Source organism: Azospirillum brasilense, from assembly GCF_008365405.1.
Classification (GTDB): Bacteria; Pseudomonadota; Alphaproteobacteria; order Azospirillales; family Azospirillaceae; genus Azospirillum; species Azospirillum brasilense_D.
In genome coordinates, this window is the sequence record NZ_QOKV01000001.1 from 401,315 (window position 1) to 418,065 (window position 16,751).

At 66.0% G+C, this 16,751-nt stretch carries 11 protein-coding genes; all 11 read left to right on the forward strand.

What is annotated here, in order from left to right; genetic code table 11:
- Positions 1-4 precede the first annotated feature (4 nt).
- The 11 genes from rplA (at position 5) to rpsJ (ending at position 16,731) form a co-directional block, all read left to right on the forward strand.
- A complete protein-coding gene (rplA, locus tag DS837_RS01890) occupies positions 5-706 on the forward strand; it encodes a 50S ribosomal protein L1 (RefSeq protein WP_035675066.1) in 702 nt (233 codons plus the stop codon).
- Positions 707-972: 266 nt separating this feature from the next.
- Positions 973-1,491, forward strand: coding sequence for a 50S ribosomal protein L10 (rplJ, locus tag DS837_RS01895; RefSeq protein ID WP_109469261.1), 519 nt, complete (start codon positions 973-975; stop codon positions 1,489-1,491).
- A gap of 57 nt (positions 1,492-1,548) precedes the next feature.
- Positions 1,549-1,923, forward strand: coding sequence for a 50S ribosomal protein L7/L12 (gene rplL / locus DS837_RS01900; protein ID WP_035675064.1), 375 nt, complete (start codon positions 1,549-1,551; stop codon positions 1,921-1,923).
- A gap of 233 nt (positions 1,924-2,156) precedes the next feature.
- Positions 2,157-6,350, forward strand: a complete 4,194-nt coding sequence (gene rpoB / locus DS837_RS01905) for a DNA-directed RNA polymerase subunit beta (RefSeq protein ID WP_149163191.1) — start codon at positions 2,157-2,159, stop codon at positions 6,348-6,350.
- 100 nt (positions 6,351-6,450) lie between these two features.
- Positions 6,451-10,620: a DNA-directed RNA polymerase subunit beta' gene (gene rpoC / locus DS837_RS01910; RefSeq protein ID WP_145691127.1), complete on the forward strand. Its 4,170-nt coding sequence runs from the start codon at positions 6,451-6,453 to the stop codon at positions 10,618-10,620.
- A 126-nt stretch (positions 10,621-10,746) separates the two neighbouring features.
- Positions 10,747-11,460 (forward strand): DJ-1/PfpI family protein, encoded by a 714-nt coding sequence (locus DS837_RS01915; RefSeq protein ID WP_149163192.1) that lies wholly within the window; start codon positions 10,747-10,749, stop codon positions 11,458-11,460.
- 319 nt (positions 11,461-11,779) lie between these two features.
- The gene (rpsL, locus tag DS837_RS01920) at positions 11,780-12,151 is read left to right on the forward strand and encodes a 30S ribosomal protein S12 (protein ID WP_012973201.1); all 372 of its coding nucleotides are present in this window, start codon (positions 11,780-11,782) and stop codon (positions 12,149-12,151) included.
- A gap of 12 nt (positions 12,152-12,163) precedes the next feature.
- Complete coding sequence (rpsG, locus tag DS837_RS01925) at positions 12,164-12,634, forward strand: 30S ribosomal protein S7 (RefSeq protein WP_014241043.1); 471 nt, start codon at positions 12,164-12,166, stop codon at positions 12,632-12,634.
- A 26-nt stretch (positions 12,635-12,660) separates the two neighbouring features.
- Positions 12,661-14,739, forward strand: a complete 2,079-nt coding sequence (fusA, locus tag DS837_RS01930) for an elongation factor G (RefSeq protein ID WP_149163193.1) — start codon at positions 12,661-12,663, stop codon at positions 14,737-14,739.
- Positions 14,740-14,776: 37 nt separating this feature from the next.
- On the forward strand, positions 14,777-15,967 hold the full coding sequence (gene tuf / locus DS837_RS01935) for an elongation factor Tu (protein ID WP_035675071.1): 1,191 nt from the start codon (positions 14,777-14,779) through the stop codon (positions 15,965-15,967).
- Between the two features lie 455 nt (positions 15,968-16,422).
- On the forward strand, positions 16,423-16,731 hold the full coding sequence (rpsJ, locus tag DS837_RS01940) for a 30S ribosomal protein S10 (protein WP_014241039.1): 309 nt from the start codon (positions 16,423-16,425) through the stop codon (positions 16,729-16,731).
- Positions 16,732-16,751 lie beyond the last annotated feature (20 nt).

A 16,751-nucleotide genomic window follows, 5' to 3' on the forward strand; every position in this document is an offset into this window, starting at 1 on the left:
TCCCATGGCGAAGCTCGGCAAGCGTCTGACCGATTCCTACAAGAAGGTCGACCGCGAGGCGCTCTACTCCCTGGAAGGCGCCGTCTCCCTGATCAAGGGCCTGCCCAAGGCGAAGTTCGATGAGACCATCGAAATCGCCATGAACCTGGGCATCGATCCGCGTCACGCCGACCAGATGGTCCGCGGCGTGGTGAACCTGCCGAACGGCACCGGCAAGACCGTGCGCGTCGCCGTGTTCGCCAAGGGCACCAAGGCGGACGACGCCCTGGCCGCCGGCGCGGACATCGTCGGCGCCGACGATCTGGCCGAGAAGATCCTGGCCGGCAACATCGACTTCGACCGCTGCATCGCGTCCCCGGACATGATGGGCGTCGTCGGCAAGCTCGGTAAGGTTCTCGGCCCGCGCGGCCTGATGCCGAACCCGAAGCTGGGCACCGTGACCCCCGACGTGGCCGGCGCCGTCAAGGCCGCCAAGGCCGGCGCCGTGGAGTTCCGCGCCGAGAAGACCGGCATCGTGCACGCCGGCGTCGGCAAGGCCAGCTTCTCGGAAGAGGCTCTGGTGCAGAACATCCGCGCCTTCGTGGATGCCATCACCCGCGCCAAGCCGACCGGTGCCAAGGGCCAGTACCTGCTGAAGGTCTCGCTGTCCTCGACGATGGGCCCGGGCCTGAAGCTCGATCTGTCCACTCTGGCCGCCACGGCCTGAGTGACCTGAGTTTCGCCGCCGGTTCCCTTGGGGCCGGCGGCGATCGGGTGTCCCTGCGGGGATGCCCACCCTGTCCAAGACCGCTGGTGCCTGCGCCTCCCCGGAGGCAAGGGCTTAAACCCGCCAGAGCAGACAGGAGTTGAACCGTTAACCACGCGGGCTTGCCCGCGGTTCAGGAACGGCTCGAACTTCTGGGACAGGTTCGCCGGGGCCTCCGACCGCAAGGAGAGGGGTCCCTCGTAAACCTCTGTGCAAGGAGGCGATCCGTGGATCGTACACAAAAAGAAGCGACGATCGCGGACCTGCAGTCGAAGCTCCAGGACACGGGCCTGGTGGTGGTCACCCACCATCTGGGCCTGACGGTGGCGGAAGTCACCGACCTGCGTGGCAAGATTCGGGCCGCGGGCGCGAGCTTCAAGGTGACGAAGAACCGGCTCGCCCGCCGCGCCCTTCAGGGCACGCAGTTCGAAGGTCTGGACGGTCTCTTCAAGGGACCGACCGCGATCGCTTACTCGAAGGATCCCGTCGCGGCCGCCAAGGTGGTGGCCGACTACGCGAAGACCAACGAGAAGCTGAAGATCGTCGGTGCCGCTCTCGGCGACCAGATCCTCGACGTGGAGGGAGTGAAGGCTCTCGCCACGCTCCCGTCGCTGGACGAACTGCGCGCCAAGCTCGTGGGCATGATCCAGACCCCGGCGACCCGCATCGCCGGCGTTCTCCAGGCTCCGGGCGGCCAGGTCGCCCGTGTGCTGGCGGCCTACGCGAAGAAGGACGAGGCGGCCTGAGCCGCACCCGTCTAGCTGTCTACCCATCCCAGAACATCGAGTTGTTGGAGCATTAAAATGGCTGATCTGCAGAAGCTGGTCGACGATCTCTCGGCCCTGACCGTCATCGAGGCCGCCGAGCTGTCGAAGCTGCTGGAAGAGAAGTGGGGCGTCTCCGCCGCCGCTCCGGTGGCCGTTGCCGCCGCCGGTCCGGCCGCCGCCGCCGCCCCGGTCGAAGAGCAGACCGAGTTCAACGTGATCCTCGCCGACGCCGGCGACAAGAAGATCAACGTGATCAAGGAAGTCCGCGCCATCACCGGCCTGGGCCTGAAGGAAGCCAAGGACCTGGTCGAAGGCGCCCCGAAGCCCGTCAAGGAGGCCGTGTCGAAGGACGAGGCCGCCAAGATCAAGAAGCAGCTTGAAGAGGCCGGCGCCAAGGTCGATATTAAGTAAGACCGTCTTGCTGCGACGGATAAGACATATCCACGCCGGACGGCGGCCGGTCCCCGAGGGGGCCTGCCGCCGCACGGCGTTTTCTGCCTTCCACCGGACCGGGTTTCCCGGTCCGGCTCTTTCCGTCCCTGAATAAGGGGCGGGCCGCGCGATCATCGCCGCGTCGCGGCGAGCACCCTGGTTCGCGTGCTTCTGGTCGAGCGTACTCACGATTCTGACGTTTGGGGACATCCATGGCCAAATCCTTTACGGGTCGAAAGCGTGTTCGGAAGAGCTTCGGGCGCATCCCGGAAGTCACCCAGATGCCCAACCTCATCGAGGTGCAGCGCAGCTCCTACGACCACTTCCTGCAAATGGACGTCCCGCCGGAGAAGCGGGCCAACCTGGGTCTGCAGGAGGTGTTCCGGTCGGTGTTCCCGATCAAGGACTTCTCCGACCGCGCCGTCCTCGACTTCGTGAAGTACGAGCTTGAGCAGCCCAAGTATGACGTCGAGGAGTGCCAGCAGCGCGGCATGACCTTCGCCGCCCCGCTGAAGGTGACCCTGCGCCTCTCCGTCTTCGACGTCGAAGAGGACACGGGGCTGCGCTCGATCCGCGACATCAAGGAGCAGGACGTCTACATGGGCGACATGCCCCTGATGACGGCCAACGGCACCTTCATCATCAACGGCACCGAGCGCGTCATCGTCTCGCAGATGCACCGCAGCCCGGGCGTCTTCTTCGACCATGACAAGGGCAAGACCCACTCGTCGGGCAAGTATCTCTTCGCCGCCCGCGTGATCCCGTACCGCGGCTCCTGGCTGGACTTCGAGTTCGACGCCAAGGACCTTGTCTACGTGCGCATCGACCGCCGCCGCAAGCTGCCGGCCACCACGCTGCTGTTCGCCCTGGACGGCGCGGAGACCGAGGCGCTGCGCGCCGAGCGGAAGGCGCAGAAGAAGGACCTGCTGCCCTACGAGGCGCAGGGCATGGCGAAGGAAGAAATCCTCAATTTCTTCTACGACACCATCACCTACACCCGTGCGTCGGGCGGCTGGAAGACCCCCTTCAACGCCGAACGCATGAAGGGCGTGAAGGTCGCCTCCGACCTCGTGGACGCGGCCTCCGGCCAGGTCGTCGCCGAGGCCGGCACCAAGATGACGCCGCGCCTGATCAAGAAGCTGGTCGAGGGCGGCCTCGCCGAGCAGCTCGTCTCCACCGAGGAGCTGACCGGCCGCTACCTCGCTGTCGACATCATCAACGAGCGGACCGGCGAAGTCCTGTTCGAAGCCGGTGACGAATTGTCGGCCAGCGACCTCGACAAGCTGGAGAAGGCCGGCGTCGACGAGCTGCCGGTGCTGGCGATCGACCACCTGAACGTCGGCGCCTACATCCGCAACACGATGGCGGCCGACCGCAACGCGTCCCGCGAGGACGCGCTGATCGACATCTACCGCGTCATGCGTCCGGGCGAGCCGCCGACCCTGGAGTCGGCCGAGGCGCTGTTCGCCGGCCTGTTCTTCGACAGCGAGCGCTACGACCTGTCGGCGGTGGGCCGCGTCAAGATGAACGCGCGCCTGAACTTCCAGACCGAGGACAGCGTCCGTGTCCTGCGCAAGCAGGACATCATGTCGATCCTCAAGGTTCTGGTGAACCTGAAGGACGGCCGCGGCGAGATCGACGACATCGACCATCTCGGCAACCGCCGCGTCCGCTCGGTCGGCGAGCTGATGGAGAACCAGTACCGCGTCGGGCTGCTGCGCATGGAGCGCGCGATCCGCGAGCGCATGAGCTCGGTCGAGATCGACACGGTCATGCCGCACGACCTGATCAACGCCAAGCCGGCGGCGGCGGCGGTGCGCGAGTTCTTCGGCTCCTCGCAGCTCTCGCAGTTCATGGACCAGACCAACCCGCTGTCCGAGATCACGCACAAGCGTCGTCTCTCGGCCCTCGGGCCGGGCGGTCTGACCCGCGAGCGCGCCGGCTTCGAGGTGCGCGACGTGCACCCGACGCACTACGGCCGCATCTGCCCGATTGAGACGCCCGAAGGTCCGAACATCGGTCTGATCAACTCGCTGGCGACCTACGCCCGCGTGAACCAGTACGGCTTCATCGAGAGCCCGTACCGCAAGGTGCGCGATAGCATCGTCACCGACGAGGTGGTCTACCTCTCCGCCATGGAGGAGGGCCGCTACGTCGTCGCCCAGGCGAACGCCGAACTGGACGCGGACAACCGCTTCGCCGCCGACCTCGTGTCGTGCCGGCAGGGCGGCGAGTACCTGATGTTCCGCCCGGAGGCCATCGACCTGATCGACGTGTCGCCGAAGCAGCTCGTCTCCGTCGCCGCGGCGCTGATCCCGTTCCTTGAGAACGACGACGCGAACCGCGCGCTGATGGGCTCGAACATGCAGCGTCAGGCGGTGCCGCTGGTCAAGGCCGACGCGCCGCTGGTCGGCACGGGCATGGAGGCCACGGTCGCCCGTGACTCCGGCGTGACCATCGTCGCCAAGCGCAAGGGCATCGTCGACCAGATCGACGCGACCCGCATCGTGGTCCGGGCGACCGACTCGTCCGACGCCACGGCGCCGGGCGTGGACATCTACAACCTGCTGAAGTTCCAGCGTTCCAACCAGAACACCTGCATCACCCAGCGTCCGCTGGTGAAGGTGGGCGACCGCGTGGCGGCCGGCGACATCATCGCCGACGGCCCCTCGACGGAGCTGGGCGAGCTGGCGCTGGGCCGCAACGTGCTCGTCGCCTTCATGCCGTGGAACGGCTACAACTTCGAGGACTCGATCCTCATCAACGAGCGCATCGTCAAGGATGACGTCTTCACCTCGATCCACATCGAGGAGTTCGAGGTCATGGCCCGCGACACCAAGCTGGGCCAGGAGGAAATCACCCGCGACATTCCGAACGTCGGTGAGGAAGCCCTCAAGAACCTCGACGAGGCCGGCATCGTCTACATCGGCGCCGAGGTCCGTCCGGGCGACATTCTGGTCGGCAAGGTGACGCCGAAGGGCGAGAGCCCGATGACGCCGGAAGAGAAGCTGCTGCGCGCCATCTTCGGCGAGAAGGCGTCCGACGTCCGCGACACCTCGCTGCGGCTGCCGCCGGGCGTCGCCGGGACGATCGTCGAGGTCCGCGTGTTCAGCCGCCGCGGCGTCGACAAGGACGAGCGCGCCCTGGCGATCGAGCGCGCCGAGATCGAGAAGCTGGCCAAGGACCGCGACGACGAGCGCGCGATCCTGGAGCGCAGCTTCTACACCCGCCTGAAGGAGGTCATCCTCGGCCAGACCGCCCAGTCCGGGCCGAAGGGCATGCGGGCCGGCACGGTGCTCACCGATGCCGAACTGGCGAACCTGACCAAGGGCCAGTGGCGCCAGATCTCCATCGCCGACGAGCAGGTGATGGAGACGGTGGAGAGCCTGGGCAAGGTCTTCGATGATTCGATCCAGGCGCTGCAGAACCGCTTCGAGAACAAGGTCGAGAAGCTGCAGCGCGGCGACGAGCTGCCGCCGGGCGTGATGAAGATGGTCAAGGTCTTCGTCGCGGTGAAGCGCAAGCTGCAGCCGGGCGACAAGATGGCCGGCCGCCACGGCAACAAGGGTGTGGTCTCCCGCATCCTGCCGCAGGAGGACATGCCGTACCTGGAAGACGGCCAGCCGGTCGATCTGGTGCTGAACCCGCTGGGCGTGCCGTCGCGCATGAACATCGGTCAGATCCTGGAGACCCACCTGGGCTGGGCCTCGGCCGGCCTCGGCAAGCAGATCGGCCGCGCCATCGACCAGTACCGTCTCGCCATGAAGGGCCGCGGCGACGCCGCCCAGACCATGGACGGGCTGCGCATCACGCTGAAGGAAGCCTACGGCCAGAAGGTCTACGACGACCAGATCGCCGACATGACCGAGGGCGAGCTGCTGGAGCTGGGCGGCAACCTGCGCAAGGGCGTCCCCTTCGCCACGCCGGTCTTCGACGGCGCGCGCGAGGAGGACATCTGCCAGCAGCTGGAGAAGGCGGGTCTGGACCGCTCCGGTCAGGTCACACTGATCGACGGCCGCACCGGCGAGGCCTTCGACCGCAAGGTGACCGTCGGCTACATCTACATGCTGAAGCTGCACCACCTCGTGGACGACAAGATCCACGCGCGCTCGATCGGTCCGTACTCGCTGGTCACCCAGCAGCCGCTCGGCGGTAAGGCCCAGTTCGGCGGACAGCGGTTCGGTGAGATGGAAGTGTGGGCGCTCGAAGCCTACGGCGCCGCCTACACGCTGCAGGAAATGCTCACGGTCAAGTCGGACGACGTGTCCGGCCGCACCAAGGTCTACGAGGCGATCGTCCGCGGCGACGACAACTTCGAGGCGGGCATCCCTGAGTCCTTCAACGTTCTGGTCAAGGAGCTGCGCTCCCTCGGCCTGAACGTCGAGCTGAACCAGCGGTCGTACTGAGCCCAAGAGACTTGAACCCGCCGGAGGAGGGGCCATGTTGGCCCCTTCCGGCGGGAACTGCCCTTAACCGACAACGCGGCGCTGCCAGCGGGAGACGGTCATGAACGAGTTGATGAATATTTTCGGCCAGGTCCAGGGTCCCCAGAGCTTCGATCAGATCCGCATCCAGATCGCGAGCCCCGAGCGCATCCGGTCCTGGTCGTTCGGCGAGATCAAGAAGCCGGAAACCATCAACTATCGCACTTTCAAGCCTGAGCGCGACGGCCTGTTCTGCGCCCGCATCTTCGGCCCGATCAAGGACTACGAGTGCTTGTGCGGCAAGTACAAGCGCATGAAGTACCGCGGCATCATCTGCGAGAAGTGCGGCGTCGAGGTCACGCTGTCGAAGGTCCGGCGCGAGCGCATGGGCCACATCGAGCTGGCCTCGCCGGTCGCGCACATCTGGTTCCTGAAGTCCCTGCCGAGCCGCATCGGTCTGCTGCTCGACATGACGCTGAAGGATCTGGAGCGCATCCTCTATTTCGAGAACTACGTCGTCATCGAGCCCGGCCTGACGCCGCTGAAGCTGCACCAGCTGCTCAGCGAGGAGGAGTTCGTCTCCGCCCAGGACGAGTACGGCGAGGACGCCTTCACCGCCTCCATCGGTGCCGAGGCGCTGCGCATCATGCTGTCGGCGCTGGACATGGAGGAGGAGAAGAAGACCTGCCGCGAGGAGCTGCGGGACACCTCGTCCGAGGCCAAGCGCAAGAAGCTCGTGAAGCGCCTGAAGCTGATCGACGCCTTCCTGTCGTCGCAGTCGCGTCCGGAATGGATGATCCTGGAAGTCATTCCGGTGATCCCGCCGGAGCTGCGCCCGCTCGTCCCGCTGGACGGCGGCCGCTTTGCGACCTCCGACCTGAACGACCTCTACCGCCGCGTCATCAACCGCAACAACCGTCTGAAGCGGCTGATCGAACTGAAGGCGCCGGACATCATCGTCCGCAACGAGAAGCGCATGCTGCAGGAGGCCGTCGACGCGCTGTTCGACAACGGCCGCCGCGGCCGCGTCATCACCGGCGCCAACAAGCGTCCGCTGAAGTCGCTGTCCGACATGCTGAAGGGCAAGCAGGGCCGCTTCCGCCAGAACCTTCTCGGCAAGCGCGTCGACTACTCGGGCCGTTCGGTCATCGTGGTCGGTCCGGAGCTGAAGCTGCACCAGTGCGGCCTGCCGAAGAAGATGGCGCTGGAGCTGTTCAAGCCCTTCATCTACGCGAAGCTGGAGCTGTACGGCCTCGCCTCGACCATCAAGGCCGCCAAGCGGATGGTCGAGAAGGAGCGTCCCGAGGTGTGGGACATCCTGGAAGAGGTCATCCGCGAGCATCCGGTGATGCTGAACCGCGCGCCGACGCTGCACCGCTTGGGCATCCAGGCCTTCGAGCCGACGCTGATCGAAGGCAAGGCGATTCAGCTCCACCCGCTGGTCTGCACCGCCTTCAACGCGGACTTCGACGGCGACCAGATGGCCGTGCACGTCCCGCTGAGCCTCGAGGCCCAGTTGGAAGCGCGCGTCCTGATGATGTCGACCAACAACATCCTGTCGCCCGCCAACGGCAAGCCGATCATCGTGCCGTCGCAGGACATCGTGCTGGGTCTCTACTACATCACGATGGACCGGCCGGGCGAGAAGGGCGAGGGCATGACCTTCGCCAACGTCGGCGAGATCGAGCAGGCGCTGGACGCCAAGGTCGTGACGCTGCACGCCAAGGTGAAGGCGCGTTACAAGGGCGTGGACGAGAACGGCGACGAGAAGATCTCCATCGTGGAGACGACTCCGGGCCGCATGCTGCTGTCCGAGATCCTGCCGCGCAACCCGGCGGTGCCCTTCTCGTTGATCAACCGCCTGCTGACCAAGAAGGACGTCGGCAACGTCATCGATGCCGTCTACCGCCATTGCGGTCAGAAGGAGACGGTGATCTTCGCCGACCGCCTGATGAAGCTCGGCTTCGGCCACGCCTGCCGCGCCGGCATCTCCTTCGGCAAGGATGACATGGTCATCCCCGAGGCGAAGAAGAAGCTGGTCAACGACAGCAAGGAGCGGGTGAAGGAGTTCGAGCAGCAGTATCTCGACGGCCTGATCACCCAGGGCGAGAAGTACAACAAGGTCGTCGACGTCTGGTCGGAATGCACCGAGAAGGTGGCGACGGAGATGATGAAGGTCATCTCCGACACCGCCCCCGGCAAGCCGGTGAACTCGGTCTATATGATGGCCCACTCCGGTGCGCGTGGCTCGGCCGCCCAGATCCGCCAGCTGGCGGGCATGCGCGGCCTGATGGCCAAGCCGTCGGGCGAGATCATCGAGACGCCGATCATCTCGAACTTCAAGGAAGGCCTGACCGTGCTGGAGTACTTCAACTCCACCCACGGCGCCCGCAAGGGCCTGGCCGACACCGCCTTGAAGACGGCGAACTCCGGTTACCTGACCCGTCGTCTCGTCGACGTGGCCCAGGACGCCATCATCGTCGAGACGGATTGCGGCACCGACAAGGGCATCACCGTCAAGGCGGTGATCGACGGCGGCGAGGTCATCTCCCCGCTGGGCGACCGCATCCTCGGCCGCACGGTGGTGGGCGACCTGATCGATCCGCTGAACGGCGAGCTGATCGTGCCGAACGCCGGCCTGATCGACGAGCCCACGGTGGACCGCATCGAGCGTTCGGGCATCGACAGCGTCATGATCCGTTCGGTCCTGACCTGCGAGACCAAGGACGGTGTCTGCGCCAAGTGCTACGGCCGCGATCTGGCCCGCGGCACACTGGTGAACGTCGGCGAGGCCGTCGGCGTCATCGCCGCCCAGTCGATCGGCGAGCCGGGCACGCAGCTCACCATGCGCACGTTCCACATCGGTGGCGCGGCGCAGCGCGGTGCGGAGCAGAGCCAGGTGGAGGCGGCGTTCGACGCCACGGTGCGGATCCACAACCGCAACGTCGTCATCAACTCGTCCAACATCCCGGTGGTCATGGGCCGCAGCACCGAGGTGATCCTGCTCGACGAGCAGGGCCGCGAGCGGGCGCGTCACCGCGTCCCGTACGGTGCGAAGCTGCTGGCGGACGAGGGCGTGAAGGTCGAGCGCGGCCAGAAGCTGGCCGAGTGGGACCCCTACACCCTGCCGATCATCACCGAGCGCGAGGGCACCGCCCACTATGTGGACCTCGTGGAAGGCATCTCCATGCGCGAGGTGATGGACGAGGCGACCGGCATCTCGTCGAAGGTCGTGGTGGACTGGCGCCAGCAGCCGCGTGGTGCGGATCTGAAGCCGCGCATCACGCTGCGCGACGAGCGGGGCGAGATCATCACGCTCGCCAATGGTCTGGAAGCCCGCTACTTCATGTCGGTGGACGCCATCCTCTCGGTCGAGAACGGCGCCCATGTCCGGGCCGGCGACGTGCTGGCGCGTATCCCGCGCGAGTCGTCCAAGACCCGCGACATCACGGGCGGTCTGCCGCGCGTGGCCGAGCTGTTCGAAGCGCGCCGTCCGAAGGACTTCGCGATCATCTCGGACCTCGACGGCCGCGTCGAGTTCGGCAAGGACTACAAGACCAAGCGCCGCATCGTCGTCCGCAACGACGAGACGGGGGATGAGCGCGAGTATCTGATCCCGAAGGGCAAGCACATCTCCGTGCAGGAGGGTGACTATGTCCAGCGCGGCGACCTGCTGATGGACGGCAACCCGGTGCCGCACGACATCCTGTCGGTGATGGGTGTGGAGGCTCTGGCCAACTACCTCATCAACGAGATCCAGGACGTCTATCGACTGCAGGGCGTGAAGATCAATGACAAGCACATCGAGGTGATCGTCCGCCAGATGCTGCAGAAGGTCGAGATCACCGACGCCGGTGAGACCACCTTCCTGGTGGGCGAGCAGGTCGACCGTCAGGAGTTCGACGAGGAGAACGAGAAGACCGTCGGCGAGGGGCTGAAGCCGGCCGCCGGCCACCCGGTCCTGCAGGGCATCACCAAGGCGTCGCTGCAGACCCGGTCCTTCATCTCCGCCGCGTCGTTCCAGGAAACCACCCGCGTCCTCACCGAGGCGGCGGTGTCGGGCAAGACCGACAACCTGGAAGGCCTGAAGGAGAACGTGATCGTCGGCCGCCTGATCCCGGCGGGCACGGGCTCGGTCGTCAACCGCCTGAAGCAGATCGCCGCCGAGCGCGACCGCGCCCTGGCGGAGGGCGAGACCGGCGACGGCGAGGCTCCGGCCTTGCCGCATCCGGGCGAGAGCACCGCGGCCTGAGGGTCCGGAGCCTCAGGCTTCGGCGCATAGGGTAGGGCAGGGGGCGTGTTCCGCAGGGGACGCGCCCCTTTCTCGTTTGTTCCACCGGGTTTAGGATCGTCCACGCCACGCATCGGAGCCACCGCTATGACCGAGAACGCGCCCAGCTTCGGCCTGCTGCTGTTTCCCAACGTCACGCAGCTCGACCTCACCGGTCCCTACGAAGTGCTGGCCCGCGTGCCCGGCGCCCAGGTCCATCTGCTGTGGAAGACGCTCGATCCGGTGCGCTCCGACACCGGCCTGACCATCCTCCCCACGGCGACCCTGGCCGACGCCCCGCCGCTCGATCTCCTCCTGGTGCCTGGCGGCGGCGGCATCAACGCGCTGCTGACCGACGGGGAGGTCCTGACCTTCCTGGCGGAGCGGGCGTCCGGCACCCGCTATCTCTCGGGGATCTGCACAGGCTCCCTGGTGCTCGGCGCCGCCGGGCTGCTGGAGGGCAAGCGGGCGGGCACGCACTGGGCCTCCCGCGACTTCCTCGCCGCCTTCGGTGCCACGCCGGTGGCGGAGCGCGTGGTCGTGGACGGCACGCTGTTCACCGGCGGCGGCGTGACCGCGGGAATCGACGTGGCGCTGCGCATCGTCGCCGAGCTGTTCGGTGAGCCGGCCGCGAAGCTCATCCAGCTTTCCATCGAGTACGACCCGAAGCCGCCCTTCGACGCCGGTTCGCCGGAAGCGGCGGGGGAGGGAGTGACGGCCGATCTTCTCGCCCGGATGCGCCCGATGCTCGACGCGCGGGCTGCCGCGGTGGAGGCGGGCGCCGAGGCGTTGCGCCGCCGCCGGTCGGCCCCCTCCGGTTGACGCAGAAACGTCGTCGAAGCGCACGACAAACGGTCATCTGCGCGCTTGACGGGTTCCCGGCGGACCCATATAGTCCGCGAACTTCAAAAGGAGCCTCGGGAAGGTCTTCCGTCCATCCCACCCGGCATCCGGATGAACCCAAGCGACATAGCCAAACGACAGGTCCACTTCGGACCGATCCGGCGGCGTTCGATCATTGGGCCCGCTCGAAGCCCTTCAGGCTTCGCAGGCGGGCTTTTGCATCGTCCGGCATCGCCGGGCGATTTTCCAATCGGTCCGGCTCCGCCGGCCGAGTGACCTGAAGGGATGAAAGGCAGATATGCCGACGATCAACCAGTTGATCCGTAAGCCGCGCGAGCCCTTGGCCGCGCGCAATAAGGTTCCCGCGATGGAGGCGTGCCCGCAGAAGCGTGGCGTCTGCACCCGCGTCTACACGACCACGCCGAAGAAGCCGAACTCGGCTCTGCGTAAGGTCGCCCGCGTTCGCCTGACGAACGGCTTCGAAGTGACCTCCTACATCCCCGGTGAAGGCCATAACCTCCAGGAACACTCGGTGGTTATGATCCGCGGCGGCCGTGTGAAGGATCTTCCCGGCGTTCGCTACCACATCATCCGCGGCACGCTCGATACCCAGGGCGTGAAGGACCGTAAGCAGCGTCGTTCGAAGTACGGCGCGAAGCGTCCGAAGTAAGGAGTATTCACGATGTCCCGTCGTCGTCGCGCCGAGAAGCGTGAGGTCCTGCCGGACGCCAAGTATGGCGACCGCGTCCTGACCAAGTTCATGAACTGCCTGATGCTGGACGGCAAGAAGTCCGCCGCCGAGCGCATTGTTTACGGCGCGCTCAGCCGCATCGAGGCCAAGACCAAGAACGAGCCGGTTCAGGTCTTCCACGACGCCCTGCTGAACGTGAAGCCGCACCTCGAGGTGCGTTCGCGTCGCGTCGGTGGCGCCACCTATCAGGTTCCGGTCGAGGTCCGCACGGACCGCGCCCAGGCCCTGGCCATCCGCTGGCTCATCGGCGCCGCCCGCGCCCGCTCGGAAAACACCATGACCGAGCGTCTGTCGGGTGAACTGCTGGATGCCGCCAACCAGCGTGGCACCGCCGTGAAGAAGCGCGAAGACACCCATCGTATGGCGGAAGCCAACAAGGCCTTCTCGCACTACCGCTGGTAAGGCACCCACCGGCCCAGGTGCTTGTCATGCCCCGTTCCCATCCTCTGAACCGTTACCGCAACATCGGCATCATGGCTCACATCGATGCCGGGAAGACCACGACCACCGAACGGATTTTGTACTACACTGGAAAGTCGTACAAAATCGGCGAGGTGCACGAGGGCACCGCGGTGATGGATTGGATGGAGCAGGAACAGGAACGGGGCATCACCATCACCTCCGCGGCCACGACCTGCTTCTGGCGCGATCACCGCATCAACATCATCGACACGCCGGGCCACGTCGACTTCACCATCGAAGTCGAACGCAGCTTGCGCGTGCTCGACGGTGCCGTCGCGGTGTTCGATTCCGTGGCGGGGGTGGAGCCTCAGTCCGAGACCGTGTGGCGGCAGGCCGACAAGTACGGCGTGCCCCGCATGTGTTTCGTCAACAAGCTCGACCGCACCGGCGCGGACTTCTTCCGCTGCGTTGCCATGATGAAGGAACGGCTGGGCGCTTTCCCGCTCGTTCTCCAGCTTCCGATCGGGTCCGAGGCCAGCTTTGTCGGCGTCGTCGATCTGGTCGCCATGCGCGCCATCGTCTGGAAGGAAGAGACGCTGGGCGCCGAATTCTATTACACCGACATTCCGGACGCCTTGAAGGACGACGCGGCCCGCCATCGGCAGGCGCTGCTCGACGCCGTCCTGGAACTCGACGACGCGGCCATGGAGGCCTATCTCGAGTCCGGTCAGGAGCCGTCCGAGGAAACGCTCAAGGCCTGCATCCGCAAGGGCACCGTCGACCTGCGCTTCGTGCCGGTCCTCTGCGGTTCCGCTTTCAAGAACAAGGGCATCCAGCCGATGCTGGACGCTGTGGTGGACTATCTGCCGGCCCCGGTGGACGTCGGGGCGGTCCGAGGGCACCGTGTCGGCGGTCCAGAGGCGGAGGAGCGCGCACCGGACGATGCCGCTCCCTTCTCCGCGCTCGCCTTCAAGATCATGAACGATCCGGTCGTCGGGACGCTGACCTTCGTGCGCGTCTATTCCGGCACCGTCGCCTCCGGCACCGCCGTGCTGAACCCCGGCAAGGATGAGAAGGAGCGCATCGGCCGCATGCTGCTGATGCACGCCAACAGCCGGGAGGATATCGACGCGGCCTATGCCGGCGACATCGTCGCCGTGACCGCGCTGAAGGGCACGACGACCGGCGACACGCTGTGTGATCCCGCCAAGCCCATCGTCCTGGAACGGATGGAGTTTCCGGAACCGGTCATCGAGGTGGCCGTCGAGCCGAAGTCCAAGGCCGACCAAGAAAAGATGAGCATGGCTCTGTCCCGCCTTGCCCAGGAGGACCCGTCCTTCCGCGTGGCCGTCGACCACGAAAGCGGTCAGACGATCATCAAGGGCATGGGCGAACTGCATCTTGAGATCATCGTCGACCGCATGAAGCGGGAGTTCAAGGTGGATGCGAACGTCGGGGCGCCGCAGGTGGCGTATCGCGAGACCATCACCAAGACCGCCGAGATCGATTACACCCACAAGAAGCAGACCGGAGGCACCGGCCAGTTCGCCCGTGTGAAGCTGGTCTTCGAGCCGCAGCCCGCCGGCAGCGGCTTCGTCTTCCAGAACAAGGTCGTCGGCGGTGCGGTGCCCAAGGAGTTCATACCGGGCGTGCAGAAGGGGCTGGACGCCTCGCTGCATGCCGGTGTGGTGGCCGGCTTCCCGGTGATCGACGTCAAGGTCGCGCTGGTCGACGGCGCCTTCCACGACGTCGACTCCTCGGTGCTCGCCTTCGAGATCGCGACCCGCGCGGCCTTCCGCGAGGGCATGCAGAAGGCCGGCCCGATGCTTCTGGAGCCGATCATGAGGGTTGAGGTGGTGACGCCCGAAGACTACATGGGCGACATCATCGGGGACCTGAACAGCCGCCGTGGCCAGATCACCGCCATGGACCAGCGTGGCAACGCCCGCTCGATCCTGGCGATGGTTCCACTGGCGTCGATGTTCGGTTATGTGAACACCCTGCGCTCGATGAGTCAGGGGCGCGCGCAGTACACGATGCAGTTCGACCACCACGAGCCGGTGCCGCAGACGATTGCGGAGACCATCCGCGCCAGGATGGCCTGAAACCGCTGGAACGACAAAGAGACGGAGAGCACACACCATGGCGAAGGCAAAGTTCGAGCGGAACAAGCCGCACTGCAACATCGGCACGATCGGCCACGTCGACCACGGCAAGACGTCGCTGACGGCGGCGATCACGAAGGTGCTGGCCGAGAGCGGCGGCGCGACCTTCACCGCCTACGACCAGATCGACAAGGCGCCGGAAGAGAAGGCCCGTGGCATCACGATCTCGACGGCGCACGTCGAGTACGAGACGACCAACCGCCACTACGCCCACGTCGATTGCCCGGGCCACGCCGACTACGTGAAGAACATGATCACGGGCGCCGCGCAGATGGACGGCGCGATCCTGGTCGTGTCGGCCGCCGACGGCCCGATGCCGCAGACCCGCGAGCACATCCTGCTGGCCCGCCAGGTCGGCGTGCCGGCGCTGGTGGTGTTCATGAACAAGGTCGACATGGTCGACGATCCGGAGCTGCTCGAGCTGGTCGAGATGGAGGTGCGCGAGCTGCTGTCCTCCTACCAGTTCCCGGGCGACGACATTCCGATCGTCAAGGGCTCGGCGCTGTGCGCTCTGGAGGACCGTTCGCCGGAGATCGGCCGTGACGCCATCCTCAAGCTGATGGCCGAGGTCGACCAGTACATCCCGCAGCCGGAGCGTCCGAAGGATCGTCCGTTCCTGATGCCGATCGAGGACGTTTTCTCGATCTCGGGCCGCGGCACCGTGGTGACCGGCCGCGTCGAGCGCGGCATCGTCAAGGTCGGCGAGGAAGTCGAGATCGTCGGCCTGAAGGCGACGGTCAAGACCACCGTGACCGGCGTCGAGATGTTCCGCAAGCTGCTCGACTCGGGTGAGGCCGGCGACAACATCGGCGCGCTGCTGCGCGGCACCAAGCGTGAGGACGTCGAGCGCGGCCAGGTTCTGGCCAAGCCGGGCAGCATCACGCCGCACACCACCTTCAAGGCCGAGGCCTACATCCTGACGAAGGAAGAGGGTGGCCGTCACACGCCGTTCTTCACCAACTACCGTCCGCAGTTCTACTTCCGCACGACCGACGTGACGGGCATGGTGAAGCTGCCGGAAGGCACCGAGATGGTGATGCCGGGCGACAACATCTCCATGGAAGTCGAGCTGATCGCTCCGATCGCCATGGACGAGGGTCTGCGCTTCGCCATCCGCGAGGGTGGTCGGACCGTCGGCGCCGGCGTCGTCGCCTCGATCATCAAGTAAGGTCGCGTTTTGTGAGAGGGGGCCGACCCGCGGGTCGGCCCCCTTTTGCATGGCCGATCCGCGAAAAAGCGGCGTGACGCGCCGAACCGGGCCGATCCCGTCACCCTCCTGTCACAAGGGGGAAAATGTGGGTTGACACCGGGGCGCCCAGGGCATACACGTTACGCCCTCTGGAATTTGGGTTGGTAGTAGGCACGTCCGGCCTAGACGCAGCCCGATCACGAACGGCACCGCAAGCTCCACTTGCACCGGTTGCTGCCAGGAACATCCATCCGCATTGCGATGCGGGGGATGTTCTTTTTCGTATCGGCCGTCAGATCGGACAGACGAACCGCCGCCCACCGCTTCGGTGAGCCGGCGCAGGGTCGCCTGCCGCCGCGGGTCCCCGGGGGACAGTTTTTGGGTGCCGGTGGCGCAGTCGCGCCACCGAAACGAGGTGCAAGGGACGTTTGGACATGGACAGCCAGAACATCCGCATCCGCTTGAAGGCGTTCGATCATCGCGTGCTCGACCAGTCGACCAGCGAGATCGTCAACACCGCCAAGCGGACCGGTGCTCGGGTGCGGGGCCCGATCCCGCTGCCGACGCAGATCGAGAAGTTTACGGTGAACCGCTCGCCGCACGTCGACAAGAAGTCGCGCGAGCAGTTCGAAATCCGCACCCACAAGCGTCTGCTCGACATCGTCGATCCGACGCCGCAGACGGTGGACGCGCTGATGAAGCTCGACCTCGCTGCCGGTGTGGACGTCGAGATCAAGCTCTAATTCGTTGCTGTTGAGGGACC

Coding starts and splice junctions, on each gene's coding strand:
- rplA (WP_035675066.1), top strand. CDS start 5: ATGGCGAAGCTCGGCAAGCGTCTGACCGATTCCTACAAGAAGGTCGAC.
- rplL (WP_035675064.1), top strand. CDS start 1,549: ATGGCTGATCTGCAGAAGCTGGTCGACGATCTCTCGGCCCTGACCGTC.
- rpoB (WP_149163191.1), top strand. CDS start 2,157: ATGGCCAAATCCTTTACGGGTCGAAAGCGTGTTCGGAAGAGCTTCGGG.
- rpoC (WP_145691127.1), top strand. CDS start 6,451: ATGAACGAGTTGATGAATATTTTCGGCCAGGTCCAGGGTCCCCAGAGC.
- DS837_RS01915 (WP_149163192.1), top strand. CDS start 10,747: ATGACCGAGAACGCGCCCAGCTTCGGCCTGCTGCTGTTTCCCAACGTC.
- rpsL (WP_012973201.1), top strand. CDS start 11,780: ATGCCGACGATCAACCAGTTGATCCGTAAGCCGCGCGAGCCCTTGGCC.
- rpsG (WP_014241043.1), top strand. CDS start 12,164: ATGTCCCGTCGTCGTCGCGCCGAGAAGCGTGAGGTCCTGCCGGACGCC.
- fusA (WP_149163193.1), top strand. CDS start 12,661: ATGCCCCGTTCCCATCCTCTGAACCGTTACCGCAACATCGGCATCATG.
- tuf (WP_035675071.1), top strand. CDS start 14,777: ATGGCGAAGGCAAAGTTCGAGCGGAACAAGCCGCACTGCAACATCGGC.
- rpsJ (WP_014241039.1), top strand. CDS start 16,423: ATGGACAGCCAGAACATCCGCATCCGCTTGAAGGCGTTCGATCATCGC.